15 protein-coding genes are annotated in these 26,073 nt (G+C 64.9%); 12 read left to right on the top strand and 3 right to left on the bottom strand.

The window, feature by feature from the left end:
* The first annotated feature begins 15 nt into the window (after nt 1–15).
* The 3 genes from AC0MRV_RS05690 to AC0MRV_RS05680 are packed head-to-tail and all read left to right on the top strand — an operon-like array spanning nt 16 to nt 4,261.
* A complete protein-coding gene (locus AC0MRV_RS05690) occupies nt 16–1,026 on the top strand; it encodes a phosphate/phosphite/phosphonate ABC transporter substrate-binding protein (RefSeq protein ID WP_472763471.1) in 1,011 nt (336 codons plus the stop codon).
* Nucleotides 1,023–2,036: a phosphate/phosphite/phosphonate ABC transporter substrate-binding protein gene (locus AC0MRV_RS05685; RefSeq protein WP_472763470.1), complete on the top strand. Its 1,014-nt coding sequence runs from the start codon at nt 1,023–1,025 to the stop codon at nt 2,034–2,036. Before AC0MRV_RS05690 ends, AC0MRV_RS05685 begins: the two co-directional genes overlap by 4 nt.
* The gene (locus AC0MRV_RS05680) at nt 2,033–4,261 is read left to right on the top strand and encodes an ATP-binding protein (RefSeq protein WP_472763469.1); all 2,229 of its coding nucleotides are present in this window, start codon (nt 2,033–2,035) and stop codon (nt 4,259–4,261) included. The genes AC0MRV_RS05685 and AC0MRV_RS05680 overlap by 4 nt, the downstream gene beginning before the upstream one ends.
* Here the strand turns inward: AC0MRV_RS05680 and AC0MRV_RS05675 are convergent.
* A complete protein-coding gene (locus AC0MRV_RS05675; protein WP_472763468.1) occupies nt 4,245–4,793 on the bottom strand; it encodes an MOSC domain-containing protein in 549 nt (182 codons plus the stop codon). The genes AC0MRV_RS05680 and AC0MRV_RS05675 overlap by 17 nt on opposite strands.
* Nucleotides 4,794–4,857: 64 nt before the next feature.
* On the opposite strand from AC0MRV_RS05675, the gene AC0MRV_RS05670 reads away from it, so the two are divergent.
* The 7 genes from AC0MRV_RS05670 (at nt 4,858) to AC0MRV_RS05640 (ending at nt 15,107) form a co-directional block, all read left to right on the top strand.
* A complete protein-coding gene (locus AC0MRV_RS05670; RefSeq protein ID WP_472763467.1) occupies nt 4,858–6,009 on the top strand; it encodes an alpha/beta hydrolase family protein in 1,152 nt (383 codons plus the stop codon).
* An 18-nt stretch (nt 6,010–6,027) separates the two neighbouring features.
* Nucleotides 6,028–7,134 (top strand): AraC family transcriptional regulator, encoded by a 1,107-nt coding sequence (locus AC0MRV_RS05665; RefSeq protein WP_472763466.1) that lies wholly within the window; start codon nt 6,028–6,030, stop codon nt 7,132–7,134.
* A 213-nt stretch (nt 7,135–7,347) separates the two neighbouring features.
* Entirely contained in the window at nt 7,348–7,944 is a 597-nt protein-coding gene (locus AC0MRV_RS05660) for a PAS domain-containing protein (protein WP_472763465.1), read from the top strand.
* Between the two features lie 73 nt (nt 7,945–8,017).
* Nucleotides 8,018–9,559: a DUF6265 family protein gene (locus AC0MRV_RS05655; RefSeq protein WP_472763464.1), complete on the top strand. Its 1,542-nt coding sequence runs from the start codon at nt 8,018–8,020 to the stop codon at nt 9,557–9,559.
* A 67-nt stretch (nt 9,560–9,626) separates the two neighbouring features.
* Complete coding sequence (locus tag AC0MRV_RS05650) at nt 9,627–10,151, top strand: RNA polymerase sigma factor (RefSeq protein ID WP_472763463.1); 525 nt, start codon at nt 9,627–9,629, stop codon at nt 10,149–10,151.
* 11 nt (nt 10,152–10,162) lie between these two features.
* Nucleotides 10,163–11,164 carry a FecR family protein gene (locus AC0MRV_RS05645; RefSeq protein WP_472763462.1) on the top strand — a complete coding sequence of 334 codons (1,002 nt, stop codon included), beginning with the start codon at nt 10,163–10,165 and terminating at the stop codon, nt 11,162–11,164.
* 298 nt (nt 11,165–11,462) lie between these two features.
* Entirely contained in the window at nt 11,463–15,107 is a 3,645-nt protein-coding gene (locus AC0MRV_RS05640) for a TonB-dependent receptor plug domain-containing protein (RefSeq protein WP_472763461.1), read from the top strand.
* A gap of 242 nt (nt 15,108–15,349) precedes the next feature.
* Here AC0MRV_RS05640 and AC0MRV_RS05635 read toward each other — a convergent pair whose 3' ends face one another.
* Nucleotides 15,350–17,728, bottom strand: a complete 2,379-nt coding sequence (locus tag AC0MRV_RS05635; RefSeq protein WP_472763460.1) for a hypothetical protein — start codon at nt 17,726–17,728, stop codon at nt 15,350–15,352.
* A gap of 199 nt (nt 17,729–17,927) precedes the next feature.
* Between AC0MRV_RS05635 and AC0MRV_RS05630 the strand changes: the two genes are divergently transcribed.
* Complete coding sequence (locus tag AC0MRV_RS05630) at nt 17,928–21,467, top strand: CRTAC1 family protein (protein WP_472763459.1); 3,540 nt, start codon at nt 17,928–17,930, stop codon at nt 21,465–21,467.
* Between the two features lie 15 nt (nt 21,468–21,482).
* On the top strand, nt 21,483–23,438 hold the full coding sequence (locus tag AC0MRV_RS05625; RefSeq protein WP_472763458.1) for a sialate O-acetylesterase: 1,956 nt from the start codon (nt 21,483–21,485) through the stop codon (nt 23,436–23,438).
* A gap of 13 nt (nt 23,439–23,451) precedes the next feature.
* Here AC0MRV_RS05625 and AC0MRV_RS05620 read toward each other — a convergent pair whose 3' ends face one another.
* The gene (locus tag AC0MRV_RS05620; protein ID WP_472763457.1) at nt 23,452–26,064 is read right to left on the bottom strand and encodes a TonB-dependent siderophore receptor; all 2,613 of its coding nucleotides are present in this window, start codon (nt 26,062–26,064) and stop codon (nt 23,452–23,454) included.
* Nucleotides 26,065–26,073 lie beyond the last annotated feature (9 nt).

Below are 26,073 nucleotides of genomic sequence, written 5' to 3'. Positions count from 1 at the left end.
GCCCAGAGACGCGCGGTGCTGAACCCCTTCCACAACCTCTGGTCCATTCCCGGCAACGCTGCGTCGGCCTGTCGCTGGCGCGCTTGGCCGAGGCGCTGGCCGCTGGTGCTGACCGCAGTGCTGACGCTGGTCACGCTTCCCCTCCGCGCCGCTGAGACCGCGAGCGCACCGACCCAGCTTCGCTTCGGCTTCACCGCGCGCGTTTTCGACGGAGTGAACATCAACGATGCCCGCGCCGCGATCAAGGTCTGGACCCAGCAAATCGCCCGCGAACACCACCTGCCGGTTTCGCCCGATGTCGTGGTGATACCGGGCCAATCCGAACTCGATCAGGCGCTTCAACAGCGCGAGGTCGAAGCCATTGCCCTCACCATTGACGAGTTCTGGCACGTGCGGGACAAAGCCCCGGTGGGACGTATCGTCCTCGCGCTGAACAATGGTCTCATCGGCGATGAGTATGTCCTGATTATCCGGCGCGAAACCGGCATGCGATCCCTCGCCGATCTCAAGGGCAAGTCCCTGAACGTCCACCGCTCTCCGCGCTCCACCGTCATCGAGCCCTGGTTGAACCATGAGCTGACAAGCGCGTCCCTGCCGCGTCTGGACACGCATTTCGACACCGTCAAGCGGGTCGAAAAGATGTCCGCCGCCGTGCTGCCCGTGTTCTTTGCTCAGGTCGACGCCTGCCTTGTCCACCGGGCGGGTTTCGATTTGCTCGTGGAGCTCAATCCTCAGCTGGGCCAGAAGCTCGTCGCGATCCGCACGTCCGACCCGATCGTGTCATCGTTGTTCTTCTTTCGCGCCGATACCGATTCCGACCTCATCGACCGGGTCATGGAGGTCTTTATCAACTCAGGCTCCGATCCTGCGGCCAATCAAATCACGATGTTGTTTCAACAACAGGAGCTCGCCACTGCGACTTGGGAAGACCTCGAACCCGCTTTCGAACTGCTCCGTCAGAACGAACGCTTGGACGACGCCCCGGCCGCGCCGACCGAACTTCCGCCCCCCGCTGCATCCCCGTGAAGGCTTCGACCATCCAACTTTGGGCTGGCATCAATCGCCACCGCAGGTCTCGCCTGGCCGAGCTCCGAGGTAACCGCAGATTCGCGCGCCTCCTTCGCTGGCGCTGGCTGGCGTTGATGGTCTGCTTGGCTCCGTCGCTCGCTCCCCGGGCGGCCGCGGAGTCGGAGTCTCCGAACTACCACATGCGGCTGGCGCTCACCGGCACCGTCTTTCGCAGCAGCAACGTCAACGACGCCACCGCGGCCTACAGTGTCTTTCTCCAACGCATTGCGCGCGACAAAGGCTACGAAGCCCACGTCAGCACCGAGATCTACTACGATGCGGAGTCCTATCAAGTCGCGCTCTCGCGCCAGGAGAATCCCCTGCTCGTCAGTGTCATTCTGGCCTGGGACTACCTGCGCATGGAGGTGCCCCCGGAGGTGAAACCGCGTTGGATTGTGGCCGAGGATCCAACCCCCGGCCGACGCTTCATGATCCTCGTGCACAAGGATCGCGGTTGGAGCAGTCTCGCCGACCTCCGCAACCGCTCGATCAACTGGTTGGAATTCTCCAACTCCACGGTGACCCACGACTGGGTGAACGTGCTCCTGGCCGAGCAGCAACTGCCCGACATCGAAAACTTCTTTGCCCGCGTGACGACCTCCACCAAACCCAGCGCGGTCGTCTTGCCGGTGTTCTTCGGCAACACGGATGCCTGCGTGGTCGACGAACCCAGCTTTCGCCTCATGTGCGAACTGAACCCCCAGGTCGAACGCAGCCTGACGCCCATCGTGACATCCGAGCGCCTGGCCGATGTGTTGGTCTTGTTCCGCGAAACGGACTGGGAAAGCGAAACCTTCAAAAACGACATCGCCGACGCCCTGACTCACCTGCACGAGAATCCCGACGGCAACCAGATGCTCACCCTCTTTCGCATCCGCAGTTTGATGCCCTTTGAAGACCGTTACCTCGATACGATCCGCCGCCTCAAGGAACGCCAAACCCGCCTCCAAGCTCCGCCCGTCCGATGACGAAAAACGCAACCACGCTGACCGACCATGCTCCGGGCCGCAGCCTGAGCATCACCGTGCGCACCGCGCTCCTGTCGTGGCTCGTGACCGTCATGACCCTCGGGGTTTTCGTCGCCTTCATCGTTCCCGAGCAGAAGCGCATCTACCTCGAAAGCCTCCAATCCAAAGCTCGCGGCATTTCGGTCTCCCTGCGTGACGTGACCGCCGGAGCCGCCATCAACGAGGACTACAGCAGCGTCGTCGACAACGCCATCGAGATGCTCAACGGGGACCCTTCGCTTTCCTACATCGTCATCACGCGCAACGACGGCTTTTCCCTCATCAACGACCGCAGCGGTTGGCGGGTCGACCCTGCGGCCGGTCCCGAGTGGCACCCCAACGTCCGGGAGGCCCGCGGGGCCATCGCCACCAACTCCCTTTCCCTGACTCCAGTCTACCACTACTCCACGCCCTTTGACTACTCGGCCATCGAGTGGGGCTGGGTTCATGTCGGCCTCTCGCTTGACGACTACAACGCCAACGTCGCGACACTCTACCGCGCAACGGTGGCGCTCAGCATCGTTTGCATCCTGCTGAGTCTCATTGCCTCGGTGATCTACGCCAAGCGCCTCGTCCAGCCCATCATCGCCCTGCAAAACGTGGTGCAGCGCGTGGCCCGCGGCGACTTCAGTCCTCGCGCCACCGTGCATCGCAGCGACGAAATCGGCGCCCTTGCCACCTCCGTCAACACCATGACCGATGCGTTGCTGCAACGGGATCGGATTCTCGGCAGCGTGCGTCGTTCCGCCGAAACCCTGGTCGCGAGCGCGGACTGGGCGGCGGTCCTGCCTCGCGTCCTGGCCGACATCGGCACCGCCGCCGGCGTCAGCTCCATCTCGGTCTACGAATCCGTCGACGACCCGTTGCATCCCGGCCAGGCACGCCTGCGTCATGGTTGGGTCGACCCCGAGCTGCCGGCCGAACTGCATAAAGCCCCGCCGGAAAAATACGCTCCCGCCACGCACGGATTCGACTCATGGCACGAGAGCCTGCACCAAGGGAAGATCACGATCGCCCACACGACCAAGCTGCCCGAGCCGCAACGGGATGCCTTGGCGGCCCGGGGCGTGAAGTCCATCGTCGTCGTCCCCATCGCCGTGAACGGCAAGACGTGGGGAACCCTCAACCTGCTGGAATGCCGGCGGGAACGCGCTTGGGAATCCGCCGAACTCGACAGCCTGCGCGCGATCGTCGACCTCCTGGGCGCCACGATCGTCCGGCAACGGGCGCAAGCCGCCCTCATCGAAGCCAACAACACCTTGGAACACCGCGTCACCGAACGCACCCGCGAGCTCGTCTCCGAAGTGGAGGCGAAGGAGCAGGCGCGGGCCGAGCTCGCCGCCGCGCAGCAACAGCTCATCGCCGCGTCGCGTCAGGCCGGCATGGCCGAGATTGCCTCCGGTGTGCTGCACAACGTCGGCAACGTGCTCAACAGCGTGAACGTCTCATCGTCGCTCGTGACCGAGCGCCTGATGGAGTCCCAAATCCGCTCCCTCCGCCGCCTCACCACCCTCGTCGAGGAAAACCTCGACGATTTTCCCCGCTTCATCGCCGAGGACCCGCGCGGCCAAAAGCTCGCCGAGTATCTCGTCAAACTTACCCAGGCCATCGACGAGGAACGCGACTTTCTGCTCAAGGAGAACGAACAACTCACCCGCAACATCGAGCACATCAAGGACATCGTCTCGATGCAGCAAAGCTACGCCAAGGTATCCGGTTTCCAACAACAGGTGCAGTTCACCGACGTGATCGAGGACGCCCTGCAGATCAACGCCACCGGCTTCGCCCGCCACCACATCAAGGTCGTGCGGGATTACCGGGCGCACCCTTCGGTCGTGATCGACAAACACAAGGTCCTGCAGATCTGCATCAACCTGTTCCAGAACGCCAAGAACGCCCTCACCGAATCCGATCAGACCGACCGGCGCATCATCATCCTGCTGGAGCAGACCTCGGCCCAACGTATTCGTTTCACCATTACCGACAACGGTATCGGCATCCCGGCGGACAACCTCACCCGCATCTTCGCCCACGGTTTCACCACCCGTCGCCAGGGTCACGGCTTCGGCCTGCACAGCGGCGCCAACCACGCCCGCGAAATGGGCGGCACGCTCACTGCTCACAGCGACGGCCCGGGTCAGGGCGCGACCTTCGTGCTCGAACTGCCGCTCAAACCGCCCCGCTGAGCTTCCGCACCGGGTCGCCCACGCGAATCACCCCGCCCCGCACCACGCGGGTATTGATCCCGCGCAGGTTCAGCGCGCGCCCTTCCGGCGAATTGACGAACTTCATCGCCGCCCGGCCGAAACGGGCGACGAACTTGGAGCAACCCGTGTGGGGCTCGGCCGTCACCTCCACCACCGCCTTCTCGCCGATGCCGACGCGCGTGCCGACCGGCAGGTTCAGCTCCCCGATATTGAGATCCACATAAAGCTGATCCCCCGCCAACGGCCACCGCTCGCGCGACCGCGCCACCAGCTGCGCCGCCCGCGCGTTCATCAAGGTGAGCTGGCACTCCGGGTTCGCTTTGCCCTGACTCCAGTTATCCCCCTCAAGGCCCAGCGCTGTCGAAAGCGTCGCCTCCGGCAAAACCTCGCGCTCATCCGTCGCGGGCCGCCGCACGATCATTTCCAGCCGGCCTTGATCCGTGGGGGCCGCCTCCACTTCAGGCAGGCCGGCTTCCAGTTGCTCGGGGTCAAGGTGCAGGGTCGTGCTCATCGGCAGATTGAACGACCGGTCCGATTCAATTCGCAAGTCCGCGCGCAATCGCTCCAATCCAGGCATGCGCCGCGCCGGACTCCTGCTCGCCATCTGCCTCGTCAGCTCGCTGTCCGGGCAGACCCTGCGACAGGGCCAGTTCCTTACGCCCGCGGAGGCCGATGCGGAGTTGAATCAAATTCTAGCCACCGTGTCCGACTCGGCCGTCCGCTACGTCCGCGCGGAGCAGATTCGTGAAGGAATCCTCGCCGGCGCCGGCCTCCCCCCGCTCGCCAAACGATCGCCTCCCTTTGCCCTGCGACACTCCCAGCATCGGAGCAACGGCTATACCGTCGAAGCATTGCGGCTCGAGACCGCGCCAGGTTTTTTTCTCACTGGCAACCTCTACCTGCCCGACCCACTGCCGGCTTCGCTGCCGCTGATGCTGAACTTCCACGGTCACGGCCCGGTTGAAGACGTCGCCCTCCACCCGCGTTTCTCCGCCAGCGAGCAGCAACGTGCCGCCAACCTCGCCCGCATGGGCTGCGCCGCGCTGACCGTAGATATGGTGGGCTACGGCGATTCCTACCGCGCCGGCTGGCGGCACAAAGCGTCCGACCAGACCCTCCGCCTGCAGCTCTGGAACGGTCTTCGCGCCCTGGACTATTTGCTCACGCTGCCCGGTGCCGACCCCACTCGCGTCGGCGTCACTGGTGCCTCCGGCGGCGGCACCCAGAGCTTCCTCCTCGCCGCCGTCGATCGGCGCGTGACCCTCAGCGCACCTTGCGTGCAGGTCTCCGCCCACTTTTTTGGGGGCTGCGTTTGCGAAAGTGGTCTGCCCATCCACGTGCGCCCGTCCCACGTCACCAACAACGCCGAGATTGCCGCCCTCGCCGCCCCGCGGCTCCAGCTCATTCTCTCCGATGGCGCCGACTGGACCCGGTTCACGCCCCGGCTGGAGTTCCCGTTCATTCAGCGGATCTACGCGCTCCACCAAGCTCCAAACGCGGTGATCAATGCCCACTTCGCCGACGAAGGTCACGACTACGGCCCGTCCAAACGCGCCGCGCTCTACGCCTTCCTCGCTGAACATTGGGGCCTCGACGTCGCCCGCGCCGACGACACTCAGGTTAGACTCCAATCCCACGAGGACTTGTTCGTCATCACCGCACGGCACCCGCTACCCGCCGATGCGCTGCCCCCGAACGCCATCGTGACGTTGCCAAACAGCCCGTGACCGGCAGGCTTCGGCGCCATGGTCGGACTGCAACCTTCGCTCTACTCGGTTGGCCTTGCGCTCTGCGTCTTCTGCACCGGTCTGCTGAGCCAACGCCGCACCCGCACCGGCCGGCCCTTGCGTCTCTTTACCGCCTACCTGGGACTCGAGACACTCGGCTTCGCGCTCGAGTTGCTCTCCGCTCACCCCGGCACGCCCTACAAGTCTTTCTGGCTCGCGGCACTCTTGTCTTCCTCCCTGCTCACGGCCCCGTTGCTGTGGCTCGCGCTGCGGGAGGTCGCTACCGGCGAAAGCCCGCGTCTGCGTGAAATCTCCTGGCCCCATTGGACAGCGATCGCCGTGGGCACGCTCTGCACGCTGCCACTCATGGCCACCGCGCACGGCGCGACCACTTGGGTCAATCCCACGCCACCACCGCGCGCCTGGCACCACGCGTGGATCCACGAGGGCATGCTCATCTGCATCGGCTTGTTCGCGATTCAGGCCCCCGTCTTCCTGCGCCGCACCCGCGTGCTCCTACAGGCGCACGCACCCGACGCGGGTCGCGCTTGGCTGCACCTGCCGCTGGTCATCGTCGCGACGACGTGGGCCACCGGCATCCTGCGCACCGCCCAATGCGCCACGCACGCGCCCATCGAGAGGGTGGGGCTTTTCTCACTGCTCGATGTCGGCGTCACCATTGGCGCACTCTACCTCATCGTCCGGCGCGAATTTCAACCCGCCGCCATGACCGAGCAGACTTCGCCAACGCCGCCGGCCCGGAAATACGCCAAGTCCGTCCTGCCCGCCGCGCACCTCGATCGGGTGAGCGAAAAACTCGACCGCGTCTTCACCACCCAGCAGCTCCACCACGACAGCTTGCTCAGCCTCGCCACCCTCAGCCGCGCGATCGCCGAAAAACCCCACACCGTCTCGCAGGCCATCAATCAGACGCTCGGCACCACCTTCTACGATTTGCTCAATCGGCACCGCATCGAAGACGCCCGCCGCATGTTGCGCGATCAGCCCGATCAAACCGTGCTGGAGATCGCCCTCGCCGTGGGGTTCAACGCGAAGTCGACCTTCAACACCGCGTTCAAACGTCATACCGGCAAGACGCCGACCGAATACCGCCGCGAGACCTGATTCCCGCCGTTCACCCCCGCCGGCGGGCACCCCGCCACCGCGGTGAGCCCGAACGCTTGCCTCCCCGTTGCGACGTGGTGAAACCACCACACCGTGCCCCGGTCCCGCGACGTTTCCGCTCTTCCCTTTCGCCCAAGCCAATCTGCAGACGCGGAGGACCTCCGACCCGACCCACGCGCGCAACTGGACCGCCTCGTCAGCACCATCCCTTGTGTGCTCTACGACTATGTGCGTTGGACCGAGAATCGCAGCCGCTTCCTCTACATCAGCCCGCAGTGCGAAGACATCTTTGAACATCCCGCCGCCACCATCCTCCGCGTCCCCAACCTCCTGTGGAGCCTGGTTGATCCGGCGGATGTGGACCGCCTGCGTGCTGAAGATCAGGAAGCCAACCGCACCGAAACCCTCTTCCAGTCCGAGGTCCGAATTCGGCTCCCTTCCGGCGCGAAAAAGTGGATCCAGCTAACCTCTCGGCCCGGACCGGTTCGCCAGGCCGGGGGGCGGGTGTGGAGTGGCGTCATCCTCGACATCACCGCCCGCAAGCGGGTCGAAGCGGAGCGCGACCAGTATCTGGCCGAACTGCAGACGGCCCTCGCCGAGGTAAAAACCCTCAGCGGATTCATCCCCATTTGCATGCGCTGCAAAAAGATTCGCGACGACCGGGGCTACTGGAACCAGTTGGAGGCCTACATCAGCGAGCACTCCGGAGCGCAGTTCAGCCACGGGGTCTGCCCCGATTGCTCCGACCGCTACCTCGCCGACTTTCGCCGGGACCAGTCGCAGCAGTCTTGTTCGTGCGCGTCGGCCTGATTTTCACCGTCCCGGCGTTCGGGCCGAACGGTTCGGACGACGACAATCCGAACCACGGCTAACGTTGCGGGCGATGAAACCACACCTCCCCCTGCTTGTTTGTTGCCTGTTCCTCAGCGCCACCGTCGGCGCGCAGCCGCCCCCGGCAGTCTTGCTCCCGGTCGCGCCCGATGCCCGCACCTCTCCTCCAGCCACCTTGGCCGACCTCAACTGGCTCGTCGGTGCCTGGAACGGGCCGATCGGCGAGAACCATCAGGAAGCCTACATCTATCCGGCGGCCGCCGGACAGCTGCCCGGTTTTGCCCGGGGATGGACCCCGAACGGCGACTTCCTCTTCAGCGAGGCCAACACCTTCGTCGAGATCGACGGCACGCTCGAATACCGCGTGAAGCACTTCACGCCGGAATTTCACGGCGTCGAACCACGCGACGGCTACGAACGCCACCGTTTATTGAAACGTGAAGGCGATGCCTGGTTCTTTGAAAACATCACCTTTCGCCGCGACGGCCCCAACCACCACACCGTGGCCGTCCGCGTCACTCCGGCGACCGGCGAACCCTACGTCATCGTCGTGCCCCAACAGCGGGTGACCGCACCAAGCGCCGACCAACCGACGCCGGCCGGTTCGATCGAAACCGTCAACTTCACCTCCGAAACCCTGCGCGACAACCGCATCGGCCTCTCGCCGGAGCGCAGCCACCGCGTCTACCTGCCCCCCAGCTACACGACGTCCCCGGATCGTCGCTACCCGGTGGTCTATTTCTGCCACAGTTCCTTTTGGAGCCCCGGCCAAGCGGTGGCGGACGGCAACCTGCAGCATCAGATCGAAGCCGGTTTCGCCCGCGGCGACACGGCGGAATTCATCCTCGTCATCGGCGACTACACCGGCCCCACCACCGGCAGCCTCTACGAAAACTCGGGCACCAGCGGACGTTGGCTCGACTACACCGTCGAGGAACTCGTGCCCTTCATCGATCAGACCTACCGCACCCTCCCTCGCCGCGAAAGCCGGGCGCTCACCGGCGACTTTTGGGGCGGTCGCGGCGCGCTCGCCCTCGCCATGAGCCATCCCGATGTCTTCGGCAGCGCCTACGCGATGCACCCTGTTGCCACCGGCAGCGGCAACCTGCCGGTCGACCGGCTCGACATCAATTGGGCCGGCGTGCACCCCGCCACCACGTGGGACGAGGTGCCCGGCGACGGTCGCTCCCGCATCTTCACCGCCATCAGCCAAGCCTTCCTGCCCAATCCCGATCGCGCGCCCTTCCATTGCGATTTTCCGGTGGAACTCAGTGTCGACGGCACGCCGACGCTGGCTCCGGCAAACAATCAACGCATGACCTCCGTCTTCCTGCTCGACGGCTGGCTCGACACCCACGCCGCGGCCCTGCGCAGCCTGCGCGGACTCGCGCTCGACTGGGGCCGTTTCGATTCCACTCAGGCGCATGTCATCGCCAACCGCCGCTTCAGCCGACTGCTTTCCAGTCATGGCGTTGCCCACGAAGCCGAAGAATACACCGGCGGCATCTGGGATCGCATGTGGACCGACGACGGTCGCTTCGCCACCCGGGTGCTGCCGTTCATGGGCCGCCACCTCGACTTCGGTCGCGACTGACGCACCGGCAAAAAGCTCGACTCCCTCCTACTTCGGCGCGACTGCTGGAAGAGTCTCGTCCGACCGCATGCCCCAAGCTCCCGACAAAGATCGATGGTTCCGCGAGGAACTGGTCGCGCACACTGAACCGCTTCGCCGCTGGTTGCAGGGCCGCTACCCGTCGATCATCGATGTCGACAACATCGTGCAGGAGACGATCACGCGGGTTTGGCGGGAGCGAGTGTTCGGCCACGTCACCTCGCCACAGGCCATGTTGTTCACCACCGCGCGCAATCTCGCGATCGATCAATTGCGTCGTCACCGCATCGTGCCGATGGATTCCATGGCGGAAATCGCCGAGCTGCCCGTCTACGATACGGAGCCCACGCCTTCGGAAGCCGCCGCGCGCAACCAGGAACTGGAACTCCTCACCCAAGCCATCCAATCCCTGCCCGACAAATGCCGCCAAGTTCTCACCCTGCGCAAGATCTACGGACTTTCCCAAAAGGAAATCGCTGCGCACCTGGGCATCAGTGAAAACACCGTCGAATCCCAGATCGGCAACGGCATGAGACGCATCGCCAAATATCTCGCCCACGAGGGCCTCGCCTGAATTTCAACCGCATGTCTGACCACGATAAAAAACAGCCCTCGGCTGAAGCGATGGCCGCCAAATGGATGGCGGCCCGCGATCGTGGTTTTACGCCGGCGGAACAGGACGCCTACCTGCAGTGGCTCAGCGAAGATCCCATCCACGGCGCCGAGATTGCCCGCCTCTCCCGCGCGTGGGATCGACTCGACTCGCTGCACCAGTGGAACCCCGCTCACAGCGTCCAGCCCAATGCCGATCTGCTTCTGCCCCGGCAACGTCGCTCCCGGCTGCGTCAGGGCGCCATGCTCGCCGCCGCCGCCGCTCTCGCGCTCGTCAGCGGACTCGTTTGGTTCCAGGCCGAACCCACGACCGAGGAGCAACCCAGCGTCATCATGCACCCGGGTCCCCGCCGCCTCACCCTGGCCGACGGATCCCGCATCGAAATGAAGGAAGGCGCCGAGGTCGACGTCCGCTTTACCCCCGGGCAACGCGCCGTGCACCTCCTCTCCGGCGAAGCCCACTTCATCGTGGCCAAGAACCCGGACCGTCCCTTTGTCGTGTCCGCCGGAGATTTCACCGTTCGCGCCGTCGGCACCGCCTTCAACGTCGCGCTCGCGCCCAAAGAGGTCGCGGTGCTCGTGACCGAAGGCCAGGTCCAACTGGGTTCCTCCTCGGGCCAGGCCGCCGACCGTGCCTTTCCGCTGCTGACCGCCGGTCAACAGGCCAAAATCGACGCCGAGCCGGGCACTGCCATCGCGGTGGCTGAGCTCACGCCCGCCCAAGTTGAGGCCGCGTTGGCGTGGCAATCCCTACGCCTTGAATTTACCGCCATGCCGCTGCGGGCGGTCATCGCCGAGTTCAACCGCTACAATCGCCGCCAACTGGTCATCGCCGATGACACCACCGGCGAAATGGTGATCGGCGGCACCTTCCGGGCCGATAACGTGGAAGCCTTTGTCCGTCTGTTGGATGTGGGATTCGGCGTCCAGTCGGAGTCCGACGGCGAAGACATCGTCCTGAGCCGTCGGCTCTAGACCGAGCGGGATCGCGCCAAGGGCCGGGAACGTCGCGTTTTCATCGCGAAATGGCGACGCATATCGCCACCCATTTGCCATGCATCAGGAGAGGGTCCGGGAGCCAAAAAACTCTTAGCGGAATCCCCGGGACTGCTCGTCTCATTTAACGTCGGGCAAGAAATCATCGCGCCTGGCACCCCTAACCCCCTACTGAACCCTCCTGTTGCGTTTACCCCTGAGACTAGCTCGGGGTTCTGCGTTTGCGGGTGGGTTTTACCAACAAACTGGTATGAAGCATACGAAACCCAACACCATCATGGCAGTCCTGGCTCTGGCCGGTGCCTGCTCGCTGACGGCGCAAACCACTGCGCCTGGTTCAGGTGACGAGATCGATACCGACGACACGATTGTCCTCTCTCCCTTTGAGGTCACCGCGTCCGAGGAAAACGGTTACCTGGCCACTGAAACCCTCGCTGGAACCCGCATCCGCACCGATCTCCGCGACGTTGGTGCCGCCATCTCGGTGGTCACCAAGGAGTTCATGCAGGACATCGGAGCCACGGACAACACCACCCTCCTCCAATACACGACCAACACCGAAGTGTCCGGCATGCAGGGCACCTACGCTGGTCTCGGCAACGGCGCCTCGCTCGACGAGTCCGGCCGTTTGCTCAATCCGACCTCCGCCAACCGCGTCCGCGGTCTGAGTGCGGCGGAAAACACCCGCGACTACTTCGTGTCGGACATCCCCTGGGATTCCTACAACGTCGATCGCGTCGACATCCAGCGCGGCCCCAACTCCATCCTCTTCGGATTGGGCAAGCCCGCCGGTATCATCAACGCCTCTCTGGCCGGTGCCAGCTTCCGCGATGAAGGCCGCGTCGACTTCCGCGTCGGCTCCTACGCCAGCATCCGCGCGAGCTTCAACGTGAACAAGGAGATCATTGAGGACGTCCTCGCCATTCGTGTGGCCGGTCTGTGGGACAACGAAAAGTTCCAGCAGAAGCCCGCCTTCGAAGACGACGAGCGCGCCTACGTTGCCGTTCGTTTCGATCCGAAGCTCTTCGGCGACTCCGCTCACACGAGCTTCAAGTTCAAGTATGAGAACGGTAACATCGACGCCAACCGCCCCCGCATCGTCACCCCGCAGGACTCCGTGTCCCCGTGGTTCCGTCCGGTCGCGGTCAGCGGTGCCAATCCCTTCGGCGGCTTGAACAAGGCCACCGTGCCGGATCCCTACACCGCCTGGTCCGACTACCTCAACGCCGGTGGCGCCAGCTACAACCCCTGGTTCGGCAGCGGCGGCCTCAACGCCCAGCAACCGTTCTGGCTCATCGACGGTGCCTCGGGCACGGTCTTGGACACCCGCGCCGGCCCGATCAACAACGGCGCCCGCAACAGCGATGGTTCGATCCGCGGTCGCTCCGATGGTCTCATCGGTCGCAACTACCCGGCTCCCTTCGTCGACATCGGTTCGCTCAACGGCGTCGCCAACTCGTTGAATCTGCCGCTCGCCAACTACGGTCAATACCGCGTCCAGAACATGACGGACGCCGGTATCTTCGACTTCTACAACACCCTCATCGACGGCAACACCAAGTGGGAATCCGAAGAGTGGGACGCTTACAACCTCGACTTCTCGCAGACCGCGCTGAACGACCGCATCGGTATCCAGCTCAGCTACGACAAGCAGGAATACGTCGCCTCCCGCGAGGCCCTGCTCGGCTCCTCGCCGCGCATCGCCATCGACCTGATGGAATCCTGGGATGACCTCTCGGCCAACCCCAACGTCGGCCGCGCCTTTGTCACCTCCGGTGCCGGCGGCAACGGTTCCATCCGCGACCACGATCGCGAATACTACCGCGCCTCCGCTTTCGGCGAATTCCGTTTCGATGACGTTATGGATCGCGACAGCTTCCTCACCAAGCTCCTCGGCAAACATCGCTTCAACGCGGTGTATAGCTCGGAAGACTTCGTGGCGGAAACCCGCAGCTGGAACCGCAAGGCCAATGACCAGGCCTGGGGCGCCTTCTGGAACGGCGGCGACGGCTCGTCGCAGCCCTTCAACGATCGCGTGCCCGTCGGCATGATCTACCTCGGCGACTCCCTCCTGGGCGTCAACGACGCCTCGGCCGCCCACATCCCGGGCATCTCCGGCAACGTCGATCTCCACAGCGGCGCGGTCAACGTCTTCGACTCCACCTGGACCGCCGGCGCCATCTACGGCAACGATTGGGCCGTCCCCGCCAACCTGTCCGCGATGTTCGGTGACGAACCCGAGGACGGCTGGACCCAGGCGTCCAACCCGGCCAACTACGTGGGCTGGCGCTACGAGCCGATCGGCCTCTGGAGCTACGACCAAGGCGCCGACCCGCGTCTCGTCACCGGCGCCCGCATCTCGCAGCGCGAAACCGAGTCCACCGCCATCTCCTGGCAGGGCTTCCTCTGGAACAACGCTATCGTGACCACCCTCGGCTGGCGTTCCGACGAGGTGAAGAGCCGCGACGTCACCGCCGGTCGCTCCGGCTACCGTGGGGTCTACGATCTCTCGCCCGCCAACTACTCGTTGCCCGCCACCTATGCTCCGAATCGTATCCTCGAGGACGAGTCCATGAGCGGCGGCGTCGTGTTGCACGTCAATCAGCTCTTCGGCGATCGCGATCCGCTCCCGCTCAACGTCAGCTTCACTTACAACAAGTCGAGCAACTTCGAGGTCGGGAACATCCGTAACGACATTTACGGCAACCCGATCGACAACCCAAGCGGCACCACCAAGGACTACGGTGTCCTCCTCTCCACCAAGGACGGTCGCTTCAGCTTCCGCGCGGTGAAGTATGAGTCCGAAGTCAAACTGGACAACAGCGACCTCGGTTCCGGTGGCATCGGTGGCACCATCGCCAACGGCCTGAACTGGCGCAACGTGTTCCTCTACGACCTCGGCGCCTACGACTGGAGCACCCGCGAGCAATACAGCTATCGCAACCATGCTTCCAACGCGTTCCCCATCGATGGTGACGCGAGCCTGCCCTACCACGTGGAGGAATTCTCCGCCGAAGAGGCCGCGCTCGAGGACGCCATGATCAGCGCCTGGAACGAGATCCAAGCCTGGATGGACGCCAAGGGCTTCTTCCAAGCCTGGAACTTCGATCCCGTGCCGCTCTCCGTGTTGACCACCCGTTCCCAATACGAGGCCAACCCGGACGCCTACCTCCCGCCGGACACCAGCAAGGTCACCAACTACGGTGCCTCCGCTCCTCCCGGCTTCTCCGTCACCGCGGACACCCTCACCAAGGGTTATGAATTCGAGCTCACCGCGAACCCGACGCCCAACTGGCGCATCGCGTTCAACGCCTCGAAGACCCAGGCCTACCGCAACAACGTCGGCGGTGAAACCATCACCGAGTGGGTGAACTACATGGACTCCATGCTCCTCGATCCGAACTCCCCCAACGGCTACACGCCGGCCGGCAACCTGCCGCGCTGGGGCGGCATCGGCGGCGCCATCGGTCCGTCCATCTACTCCCCGTGGCGCGCCGAATACGTTCGCCTCAAGCTCCAGGAAGGCACCGCCGTTCCCGAGCTCCGCAAGTGGCGCTTCAATGTCGTGACCAACTACACCTTCCGCGAGGGCCTCCTCAAGGACGTCTCCGTCGGTGGTTCCTACCGCTGGCAGGACAAGGTGGGCATCGGTTACCCGCTGGTCGCCATCGACGCCGCCAACTACGGCTTCGACCTCGACAACCCGATCATGGGTCCCGCCGAGTCCTCCATCGACCTCTGGGCGAGCTACTCCCGCAAGCTCACCGAGAAGATCGACTGGAAGGTTCAGCTGAACGTGCGCAACGCATTTGCCAGCAAGGAGCTCATTCCGATCTCGGTCCAACCTGACAACTCCACCTGGGCCGGCGTCCGTATCGCGCCAAACCAGGAGTGGTTCCTCACGAACACCTTCTCGTTCTAAGGTCGTCAGTTAAAAACCTATTGGTTGGTTTTTAAAAAAGGACGCCGCCCCACCCCGGGGCGGCGTTTCTTTTTGCCCCCGGATGCGACCCAAAAAAGTGCCCGCGGACGTCTCCGCCCGCGTGTTTCATCCTGCCAAGCCATCCATGGACAGCCCGACTTGTAACGTAATACGTTACAAACTCTCCCAGGGCCATGCGGTCCATGGGTGATCGCACGCCGGACTCCCGTCCGCCCCGCGTCCTACATCTGCGCGCGCACTTGCGGCGGTATCAGCTTTATCGCTACGTCGCGCAGTTCCGCCGCAGGCCAGGCGACGCCGACCGCCCGACTCACACCGAGCAGGTCGATCACGGTGCCCGGCGTCCACGTTTTCAGCATCGCTTCATCCAGCTCGCGGAAGGTCGCTTCGATCTGCGTCCGGGCCAACTCCGGTCGGTTCACCCGCGCCAACAGGGCCGCCAAACTCACCCGGCGATCGGCCGGCAGATCCCGGGCCGCGCGCCGCGATAACATCGGCACCAGCCGCCCCAGGGTGTCGTTCAGCCGCGGCAGATCGCGCACCGAGGCGTCGACCTGCGCCATCGCGATCAACGCGACCGGACTGCGCGGATACGCCTCCAGCGCCGTCCGCACTCCCTGCGCCTCGGTGAGCTGTCCACGTTGCACAAAGAAGTCGGCCAGTCGGCTCAACGCCAGGTCCGGTTCCTGTTCGGCCTGCACCGCAAACGCCGTCAGCGTAAATCCCGCAAACACCTCTTCATTGGGTGTCACATAATCCATTGGCCGCATCCAGAGGGGCACGTCCCACCCCATCAACGCCGCCACAAAGGCGTCGCGCGGCAGCGGCTCATTTGCCGGCACCCCGTAGCCGCGCCGCACCAACTGCGGCAACGCCGGGTCCCACTGCGGCAGCACCACATGCGTGATCCGACGCGAGTCCAACAACACCCGGATCTCCTGCTCCGTGTTGGCCGCCGCCAGCCGCACCGCCGTCAGCAGACCCTCTTCGTTGTCGCCATCCGCCGACGTGATCGTGCCGATGCCTCCGTAGTAGGCCATCGCCCCCGCCGGTATCGGCGTGGCGAATACGACCGCCGGCTGCGCGCCTTCCCGTCGCTTCAGCCAGTAGGCGAAGTCCCGCTCCACCAAAGCCTGCGCCTCCAGTGGAGTAAGGTCCGCGACCTGCCCACCTTTCACGGCCGCCGGCCAGCCGACCACCATTCCCGGCATCAACAGCACCAGCACCGCCGCCACCAAACCCACCCTCAACTTCGATCCGGCAAAGCCCACCGCCAGCCCCGCCAACACCAAGACCTGAAAGAGGTTCCACCACCGCGGTTGCATCAGGCCCAGCACCGCAACGCCCACGGCCGCCACTGCCACCAACAAGATCGCCGGTCGCGTCGCCGACCCACCTTTTCGCCCCCAGGCCATCACCCCGGCCACGCCCAGCGCGAGCGCCGACAACACGATCGCCATCTTCGCACCGGCGCTCTCCGCCCGGGGGTGATTCGCCAGCTCCCGCGCATAAAAATCCGTTGCCAGCATGCCGCCACCGTCCCGACCCAGCGCCATCGCCACCCAGATCAGAATCGCCACGCCGCCCACCACCAGCAGACCGAGCTGGGCCTTCGATACCGCGCCCCGCCCCGCCTGCCGATAACGGGTGACCATTGTCAGCAGCTCGCCCAAACCCCACCACCCCACGGCCTGCAGCGGACTCACCGGCCGCGTCGCCGCCCACAGGTCGCTCCAGCCAAACTCAAACACGCTCGCCGCCAAGATCACGATGGCCCCGACCCCGGCCCAGCAGCGCCACGCTCCTGCGGGCGCCTCCCGCTCACTGAGCCACACCATCCCCAGCGCCCCCAGACCGATCAACGCCAGCAGCGGCGTCTGCGTCTCCGCCGAATTCCAGAACCCGACGCCCCCCAGCGCGCCGGCCCAAACATAAGCCCACCGCCCACCGCCGACGAGCAAGGGCAACACGCTCCCCAGCGCCAACACCCACGCCAAGGCATGGGAGTCCGGCGCCCCCGGTTGAAAACCCGCCGCCAGCGGAAACAAGGCACCGCCGCCCACCGCCAACATCAGTCCCGACGTCGACCCCATGCACCGCGCGCAAAACCAGGTTCCACCAATCAGCACCAGTCCCAACAACAAGGGGTCCGCCCACAAGGCCCCGTTTTCGATCGCAAGCCCCAAGGGCTCGCCCGTGATCACGCGGCGTCCCCAACCCACCCCGATCAGCCACCAGCGATAGGGCGAGGTGCGCAACATCTTCCGCCCCTCCGGCGAAGCATCGTAGTCGACATGCCGCAACCGCCACCGCCCCTCGGCCGCTGCGATCTGGGCTTCCGTGATCCACCAAAAACTGGGGTTGTGATGACCCGGCACAATCAGGCGACGTTGCCCGCCCGCATAACCCGTGAGCGAAGTGGCGTCGCGCGCCGGCGCATCCACCGACCATGTCGAACGCGCGCTCACGGCCTCCACCCGATCGACCCGCCAACTCGTGGCCAAAAGCTGCGTGCCCAACACCACCAGCAACCCCATCCACCAAAGGTGTGGAGTCAGTTTTTGCAGGGGCGAAACCGGCGAGGAAGCAGGAACAGACATGGGACAAAAGCGCGGGGTAATACAACGAGCGGAACGACCTGAGCCGAGCGACCCTTGACCCGGTCAAACGACGCCGGTTCAGTCGAGCCCGTTTCGAATCATGGCGCCCCCCACGACTACCTTTTCAGTCACCCGCCACGCGAGCCTGAAGAACCCCTCCCGGCACAAAACCGCGCTACGGATAGGCTTGATCTGCGGCATGTTGCACGCTGCGACCGGACCAGCCCAGGAGCCCGTCGCCACCGCCTTCGCCCCCCGCTCCCAACCCGCCGGCGACACCCTCTTCACCGAGCTCCCGCCCGCGCGCACCGGCATCATCACCACCAACGCTTACGACGACCCGCGCATGTGGCGCGAACGCCACACCGAATACGCCGTCGGTGCCATCGGCACCGGGGTGGCGATCGGTGACGTCGACAGCGACGGCCGGCCCGACATCTACGTCGTCAGCAAGATCGAATCCCCCCGCCTCTTCCGCAACCTCGGTGACTGGCGCTTCGAGGATATCACCGCAACCGCCGGCGTCGGCGACGACAGCGGCGAGTGGAAACAGGGCGCCGCCTTCGCCGATGTCGACAACGACGGCGACCTCGATCTCTACCTCTGCCGCTTCAACCTGCCCAACCGCCTCTTCATCAATCGCGGTGACGGCACCTTCACCGAAGAAGCCGCCGCCCGCGGGCTCGACGTGGTCGACGCTTCCAGCATGGCCAACTTCGCCGACTACGACCGCGACGGCTGGATCGATCTCTACCTGCAGACCAACATCCTCGACGCCACCACCGGCATCAACGGCCGGCCCGACTACCTCTTTCGCAACAACGGCGACGGCACCTTCACCGACGTCAGCGTCGCCGCCGGCCTCAGTCGGGAGCTCACCCAGGGGCATTCGGCCACCTGGTGGGATCAGAACGAAGACGGCTGGCCCGACCTCTACGTCGCCAACGACTTCGCTCCCCGCGATTTCCTGTATCGAAATCATGGTGACGGCACCTTCCGCAACGCCATCCACCGCGCGCTGCCCCACACCCCCTTCTCCGCCATGGGGGCCGACTTCGGCGACATCGACAACGATGGCCACCTCGACCTCTTCGTCGCCGACATGGCCGGCACCACCTACGAGTTTTCCCAACGCGGCCTCACCGACACCCGCGCCAAACTTGAGGACGATCGCAACGAGAACCGCGACGACGCCGTGCAGCGCCTCACCAACGTGCTCTACCTCGGCACCGGGTTCGGCCAGAGCCCCGAGGTCGCCCACCTCGTGGGCCTCGCCGGGACCGACTGGACCTGGTCACCGCGCTTCGAGGACCTCGATAACGACGGGCGGATCGACCTCTTCGTCACCAACGGCATGGACCGCGAGCAGAACAACCTCGACTTCCTCGAGCGCAAACTCGCCAACGTGAACCTCATGAGCCGCATCCGGCTCACCAAGGACAGTCCCGTTCTGCGCCAGCCCAATTTGGCCTACGCCAACCGCGGCGACTACCACTTCGAGGAGGTTGGCGCCGCCTGGGGCCTCAACAAACTCGGCGTCAGCTTCGGCTCCGCCCTGGCCGATCTCGATGGCGACGGTGACCTCGACATCGTGTTCACCAACTACCAGGAGGCGCCCTCCGTGCTGCGCAACGACAGCACCGCCGGCCACACCGCCATCTTTGAACTGCGCGGCACCGCCTCCAACCACTACGGGCTCGGTGCGCGCGTCGAAGCCACCACCGCCTCCGGCACCCAGGTGCGCCAACTCGTTTCCGCCCGCGGCTACCTCTCCACCAGCGAACCCATCGTCCACTTCGGTTTTGGCGACGACGACACCATCAAACGCCTGCGCATTCTCTGGCCGAGCGGCCAGGAACAAGTCCTCGCAAACCTCCCGACCAACCACCGCTACACGATCACCGAGCCTGCCTCCGCTGTAGCCGGCCTCGGTGAGGCCGGTCAGGGGTCAGCCACCCGGGCTACAGACCCTCTCTTCATGGACGTCACCACCGACCTCGGTCTAGGCGTCATCCAACGAGAGGAACGCCTCGAAGGCACGGTCGACCAGCCGCTGCTGCCCTTCCGCTTTAACCGCCGCGGTCCCGCCCTCGCCATCGGCGACCTCAGTGGCGATGGGGTGGACGAAATGATGCTCGGCGGCACCGTGCGCGACGGCGTCCGCCTGCTCTGGCGCACCGGCGAACGTTTCCAGATTCTGAATACAGGCACCCTCGGTGAACCGCCGCCGGTCAACGACGGTCCCTTGCTCATTTTCGATGCCAATGGCGACGGCGCCAACGACGTCCTCCTCGCCGCCGGCGGCGCCGCCCTGCCGGCCGAAGAACCGGAATACGAACCGCGCCTCTGGCTCAACCGCGGCAACGGCGGCCTCGATCCCGCGCCGCCCGGCTTCCTGCCTTCATTGCCCATCAGTGTCGGCGCCGCCGTCGCGGCCGACTTCGATCGCGATGGCCGACTCGACCTCTTTCTCGGCGGCCGCCTCTTTCCCGGCTACTATCCCGAACCGGCCATGAGCGCCCTGCTCCTGCAACGCGACGGCCGCATGACCGACGCCACCGATGGCTTCGCTCCCGACCTGCGCGAAGTTGGCCTCGTCACCGGCGCGCTCGCCAGCGACATCGATGACGACGGTTGGATCGACCTGGTCGTCACCCTCGAATGGGGCGGCGTGAAATGCTTTCGCAACGAATCCGGCCGCCGCCTCGTCGATGCCACCGCTGCCTTCGGTTTCGATTCGACCGGCGCCGGTATGTGGACCGCCGTGACCGCCGCCGATTTCAATCGCGACGGTTGCCTCGACTACGCCCTCGGCAATCTCGGTCTGAACAATCAACTGCACGCATCCTCCACCGAACCGCTGCGACTCTACGCGAGCGACTTCGCCAACAGCGGCACCCCGCAACTCGTGCTCGCTTTCTACGATCAGGGACGCTCGGTGCCGATCTGGAGCCGGGCTGAATTGTCGGCCAAGATTCCCCAGATTCGACGCCGCTTCCGCTCCAACGATACCTTCGCCGCCTCGTCGATGACCGACATCTTTGGCGCCGAAGCCCTCGACCAAGCCGAGGTCTACACCGCGACGGAACTGCGCAGCGGCATTCTGCTCAGCCAGCCCGACGGCCGCTTTCACTTCACGCCCCTGCCCCGCGCCGCGCAGATCGCGCCAGCCCAAGGGATGGCGGCGACCGATTTTGACGGCGATGGTTTCGCCGATCTGCTTCTGGCCCACAACAGCTATGCGCCCAGCCCCTCCATTGGCCGCTTCGATCACGGCCTCGGCGCCTTTCTCCGCGGCGACGGCCAAGGTGATTTCACCGTCGTGCCCATGCGCGAAAGCGGTTGGATTGTGCCGGGCGCGGCCAAGGCGGTTGCCGTCACCGACTTTGACCTCGATGCGCGGCCCGATGTCTACGTCACCCGCAACGACGACACCGCGATCGCCTTTCGCACCGCCCCCTCCTCCACGCGCCGTCCCTTCGCGTTGCGACTCACTGGCCGCGGCGGCAATCCCGATGCCATCGGCGCGCGCGTCCGCCTGCAGGAGGGCGACCGCGTCCTGCAAACCGCCGAAGTTCGGGCCGGCGAGGGTTGGACCAGCCAATCGGCCAAGACCTTGTTTTTCTCCCTGCCGACCGACCTGAGCGCGGACGCCCGCCTGCACATCCGTTGGCCGGATGGTTCCAGTCAAAACATTGCCGTCCCGGCCGATCAATCCTACCTCTCCCTTTCTCAGTAAACCCCTGCTCGCACCATGACTCTGCGCCTCCGTTCCGTTTTTCTTTTTCTCTCCGCGCTCGCCCTGGGCACTGTCTCGCACGCCGAGGTGCGACTGCCCGCCATCGTCTCCGACGGCATGATCCTGCAACGCGATGTCGCCCTCAAAGTCTGGGGCTGGGCCGATCCCGGCGAGGAGGTCTCGGTCGCGTTCCGCAAACAACAACTCGCCGCGACCGCCGACGCCGACGGCAAGTGGACGGTCACCCTCGAACCGCTCGTGGCCGGCGGCCCCGATACGATGGAGATCAAGGGGAACAACGCCATCGTGCTCCGCGACATCCTGGTCGGCGACGTGTGGATTGCCTCGGGCCAGTCCAACATGACGCACACCTTCGTCCGCTGGCAGGAACCCTACGCCGCCGAGATCGCCGGCTCCACCGACCCGCTGATCCGCCAGTTCCGGGTGCCCACCAAACCCGTGCTTGAGGGCCCGCTTGATGACATTCCCGACCTGGCCTGGCAGCAGGCCACGCCGGAAAACCTCCTCGACTTCACCGTCATCGGCTACGCCTTCGCCAAACAACTGCGCGACACCACCGACGTCCCGCAGGGCATCATCATGACCTGTGTGGGCGGCACCCTCATCGAGGCCTGGACCAGTGCCGAGGGCTTCGCCGAGTTCCCCGCGATCACGGCCACCATTGAACGCAATCAGGACGCCGACTACGTCGCCACGCGCAATGCCGCCGCCGAAGCCGCCCGTGCCGCCAGCGGCCCCCGCCCGGAGGCTGACCGTGGCCTGACCGGTCCCGTCAAATGGTTCGACCCCGCCTACGAGCCGATCAACTGGAAGCGCATCAACATCCCCGGCTACTGGGAGGATCAGGGCGTGCGCGACCTCGATGGTGTCGTCTGGTATCGTCGCGAGATCGAAGTGCCGGCCGCCATGGTCGGGGTCGACGTCGATGCCAAACTCGGCCGCATTCGCAACGCCGACACCTTTTACGTCAATGGCCAGCAAGTCGGCCGCACGACCTACGAGTATCCGCAGCGCAATTACACGATTCCGGCCGGCGTCCTCCACGCCGGCACCAACCTGCTCGTCGTCCGCGTCGAAAACCAAGGCGGAAAGGGCGGCTTCATTCCGGACAAACCCTACCACCTCAGCGCCAACGGTCACATGATCGACCTCAAGGGCGACTGGCACTACCGCGTCGGCGAGGCCAACACTCCGCGCCGCGGCGATTGGGTGCCCGGCATCAACGCGCAAAGCCAGCCCGCCGCGCTCTTCAACGGCATGATCGCCCCCTACACCAACTTCGCCGTGCGCGGGTTCCTCTGGTATCAGGGCGAGAGCAACGCCGGCAACCCGGCCGACTACCGCTGGCTTCTGCCCAACCTCATCGCCGACTGGCGCGCGCACTGGGGCCAGGGCGACCTGCCTTTCTTCATCGCGCAACTGCCCAACTACATGGACGTCGACTACCTGCCGCCCGCGCAGAGCAACTGGGCGTTGATGCGCGAGGCCCAACTCGACACCGCCCTGGCCGACCCGCAGGTGGGCCTGGCCATCAACATCGACCTCGGCGAATGGAACGATATCCACCCCGGCAACAAGATGGCGGTGGGCGATCGTCTTGCGCGCAACGCCCGCACCCTGGTCTACCACGAAAGCGACCTCGTGGGATCGGGCCCCATTCTGCGCGAACAGGAAATCCGTGACGGCACCATTGTCCTGCACTTCGATCACGCCGGCAGTGGGCTCGTGTCCACCAACGGGGAGAAACTCGCCCACTTCGCGATCGCCGGCGCCGACCAACAGTTTGTCTGGGGTCACGCACGTATCGAAGGAACCGATACTGTGATCGTTTCCCACCCCGACATCCCCGCCCCACGCTTTGTGCGCTACGCCTGGGCCGACAACCCCGACTTCGCCAACCTCGGCAACGCCGAAGGCCTGCCCGCCTCCCCGTTCCGCACCGACCGCTAGGGCGTGTCAGGGGTCAGAACGACGTGTTGACGGACAGGATCCACTGGCGCGGAAAACCCCAGCTGGAGCTCGAGGCAAAGTAGGCTTTGTCCGTCAGATTCTTGACCGAGAGCTCGGCCCGCACCGGTCGACCAACGATGTCAAATCGATAGCCCAGCGTGAGGTCCGCCGTGGTGTAGGCCGGCATGCGCACGAGCGGATTGAGCGCGACGTGTGAGAAGCTTCCGACGTGATTGATCCCGCCGGCAAGAATCAGGTTCTTGAACGGCCCGGCGGCGGGCGCGTATTTCAACCACAGGTTGTGCGTGCGATCCGGCGTTGCGACCAAGGGCGTGCCGTTGAAGGCCGGATCGGTGGGGTGCTCTTTGAAAATCGCGTCGCACCAACTGGAGGTGAAGATCACCTGGAGGTCGTCGCGCAGTGAAAACAGCAGATCGATCTCCGCGCCGCGACTGAGCTGGGAACCGCCCTGGATGTCGGAGAACAAGGTCGTGCCATCCGGTCCGATGCCCGTGGTCACGCGCACCACATCGGTCGGATTGGCATGAATGCGGTAAACCGACAACGAACCGCTGAACCGCCCGTCCCACAGGTCGAGTTTGAAACCCGCCTCCGAGCCTTCGCCGATCGAGGCCTTGGCCGGGGTCGTCGGCACGTTGTCGACCTGCAACAAACTGGAATTGGCCAGAAAGGACTCACTGTAGGAGGCGAAGGCGGTCACCCCCTCGACCAATTGATGGGTCACCCCGATCTGCGGCACGTTGGCCGAGCGTTCCGATCGTTCGGTGATTTCCCCGGTCAGGCGATTGAGCGAGGGCTCATTGCGCACCTTGTGCCGCGAGATGCCGCCCAATACCCGTGTGGCGCCGCCATTCAGCGAGGCGGAAAGCACCGCGTGAACGGAGGAGGAATTCCCGGCGTCGGTGTTGTCCGCCACCGTCGCCATTTCTTCGATACCGAAGGGCACGGAGCGGTCCCAGGTGGCCGGATTGCGGAGATCCCACGGGCGCAGGTAAAACTCGCCCCCCGAAAAACCGGCATTGTTGCGCTGTTGGGCGTGGTAGGTGGTGCTGAAGTTGCGCTTGGCGCCAACCAGCAGGCGCACGTCGAACGGACCCACCTCAAAATCGCTGACCACATCGATCTGCCCGGAACGCTCCCCACCCCACTGGTGCTCCCAGCGATTGCGCCGATACATCGCATCGGCCGGAGTCAGGCCCGCCTCGGGCGGATAATAGCGGTCGATCACCCATTGATACAGCAGGCCGGTCCCCCCCTGCCCCGACGCCCGCCAGTTCATGTCCCACGTCGAATCGAGGTAGGTGACCTGCACTCCGAGTTGATCACTGAGTTGCCAATTCAGTTCCGCGGTCAGCGCGTCTGAAATGAAGTCCTGATAATCCCCTTCGCCCGCATAACTGAAATCGCGCGGCAACGGGCCGTAGGGCACCGACGCCACCCGGTCTTCGTAGCGCAGGATCACGCCGCTCGTCGGCATGTCGTCGAGCCGCTCGAAGTGCTCGAAGTCCACCGTCAAACTCGCGCGATCAGAGATTCGCCAGGTTACGCCCGGGGCAAACAGGAGCTTGCGACCGCTCGACAGTTCGCGAAACCGCGGCAGCTCCTCCGCCATCATCACCAACCGGCCATAAACGTTCTGTTCGCCGAGCCATTCGCCGCCCAACGGTCCCGTCAGATCGAGCACGGCGCGCGAGTAGTGATGGGATCCGCCGCTCACATCGAGCGAGACCTTGGCTTTCGCCTCCGGCCGCTTGGTGATGTAGTTGATCACCCCACCGGGATTGATCTGACCATAGAGCAGCGAAGCCGGCCCCTTCACCACCTCCACGCGCTCGATGTTGCTGGTGTCGATGAAGCGGTAGGCGCCGAAGCCATTGCGCTGCACTGCCGCCCGGGTGAACCCGCGCATGTTGTAACGCACCCACCCCTGCGGCGACACATTGTCCTGATGCACGCCGGGCGCCCACTTCACGATATCGTAGAGATCGTAGGCATGCTGGTCCTCGATGAAATCGCGCGTGAAGGAGTTGATGCTGATCGGCAGACTGTCCGTCGGCATGGCCACCCGCGTGGCCGAAACCGTGTTGGAGGCGCGATAGCCGCTGTCCGCCGCGTCACGCACTTCGAAGGGCGACAATTCGAAAATATCGGTGCCCGGAATGAAGCGCCCGTTCCCCGCGCTGTTCTCCGTTTTTTCTGCCACCGCTCGCGCCGCGCGAACCGGTTGCTCGCGCGCCGCCATCGGCTCGATCCGGCGCACCACAAACGCCCCGCTCTGCGCATCCTCGACCGCTTCAAATCCCGTTCCAGTCAGCAGGCTGACCAGCGCGGTCCGCGTCGTCATCACGCCGCGCACGCCGAGCGTGCGCACCCCGCTCAAATCCTCGACTTGGTAAATGATCTCCACCCCCGTTTGCTCGGAAAACGCCTGCAGCGCCGGAGCAAGTTGCCCCCTTGGCAATTCCACCTCCATGCGCCCCCCCGCCGCCCAGCCGACCACACTCCCCAGCCCCAGAGCGAGGCACACGACAACGCGCGCGAACTGCTCGAAAAGGCAGCGGCGGACGTTCAGCAGGGGGTGGGGGACATTTGAACCGCGGGCCATGTCGGCAGA

Source organism: Actomonas spartinae (assembly GCF_051209155.1).
Classification (GTDB): Bacteria; Verrucomicrobiota; Verrucomicrobiia; order Opitutales; family Opitutaceae; genus Actomonas.
This window is presented reverse-complemented; position numbering and strand designations above follow the sequence as displayed.

Bases quoted from the DNA above. Each gene is read 5' to 3' on its own strand.
- AC0MRV_RS05640 (WP_472763461.1), top strand. From the start codon at position 11,463: ATGGCAGTCCTGGCTCTGGCCGGTGCCTGCTCGCTGACGGCGCAAACC.
- AC0MRV_RS05620 (WP_472763457.1), bottom strand. From the start codon at position 26,064: ATGGCCCGCGGTTCAAATGTCCCCCACCCCCTGCTGAACGTCCGCCGC.
- AC0MRV_RS05655 (WP_472763464.1), top strand. From the start codon at position 8,018: ATGAAACCACACCTCCCCCTGCTTGTTTGTTGCCTGTTCCTCAGCGCC.
- AC0MRV_RS05645 (WP_472763462.1), top strand. From the start codon at position 10,163: ATGTCTGACCACGATAAAAAACAGCCCTCGGCTGAAGCGATGGCCGCC.
- AC0MRV_RS05680 (WP_472763469.1), top strand. From the start codon at position 2,033: ATGACGAAAAACGCAACCACGCTGACCGACCATGCTCCGGGCCGCAGC.
- AC0MRV_RS05635 (WP_472763460.1), bottom strand. From the start codon at position 17,728: ATGTCTGTTCCTGCTTCCTCGCCGGTTTCGCCCCTGCAAAAACTGACT.
- AC0MRV_RS05665 (WP_472763466.1), top strand. From the start codon at position 6,028: ATGGTCGGACTGCAACCTTCGCTCTACTCGGTTGGCCTTGCGCTCTGC.
- AC0MRV_RS05650 (WP_472763463.1), top strand. From the start codon at position 9,627: ATGCCCCAAGCTCCCGACAAAGATCGATGGTTCCGCGAGGAACTGGTC.
- AC0MRV_RS05625 (WP_472763458.1), top strand. From the start codon at position 21,483: ATGACTCTGCGCCTCCGTTCCGTTTTTCTTTTTCTCTCCGCGCTCGCC.
- AC0MRV_RS05675 (WP_472763468.1), bottom strand. From the start codon at position 4,793: ATGAGCACGACCCTGCACCTTGACCCCGAGCAACTGGAAGCCGGCCTG.
- AC0MRV_RS05630 (WP_472763459.1), top strand. From the start codon at position 17,928: ATGTTGCACGCTGCGACCGGACCAGCCCAGGAGCCCGTCGCCACCGCC.
- AC0MRV_RS05670 (WP_472763467.1), top strand. From the start codon at position 4,858: ATGCGCCGCGCCGGACTCCTGCTCGCCATCTGCCTCGTCAGCTCGCTG.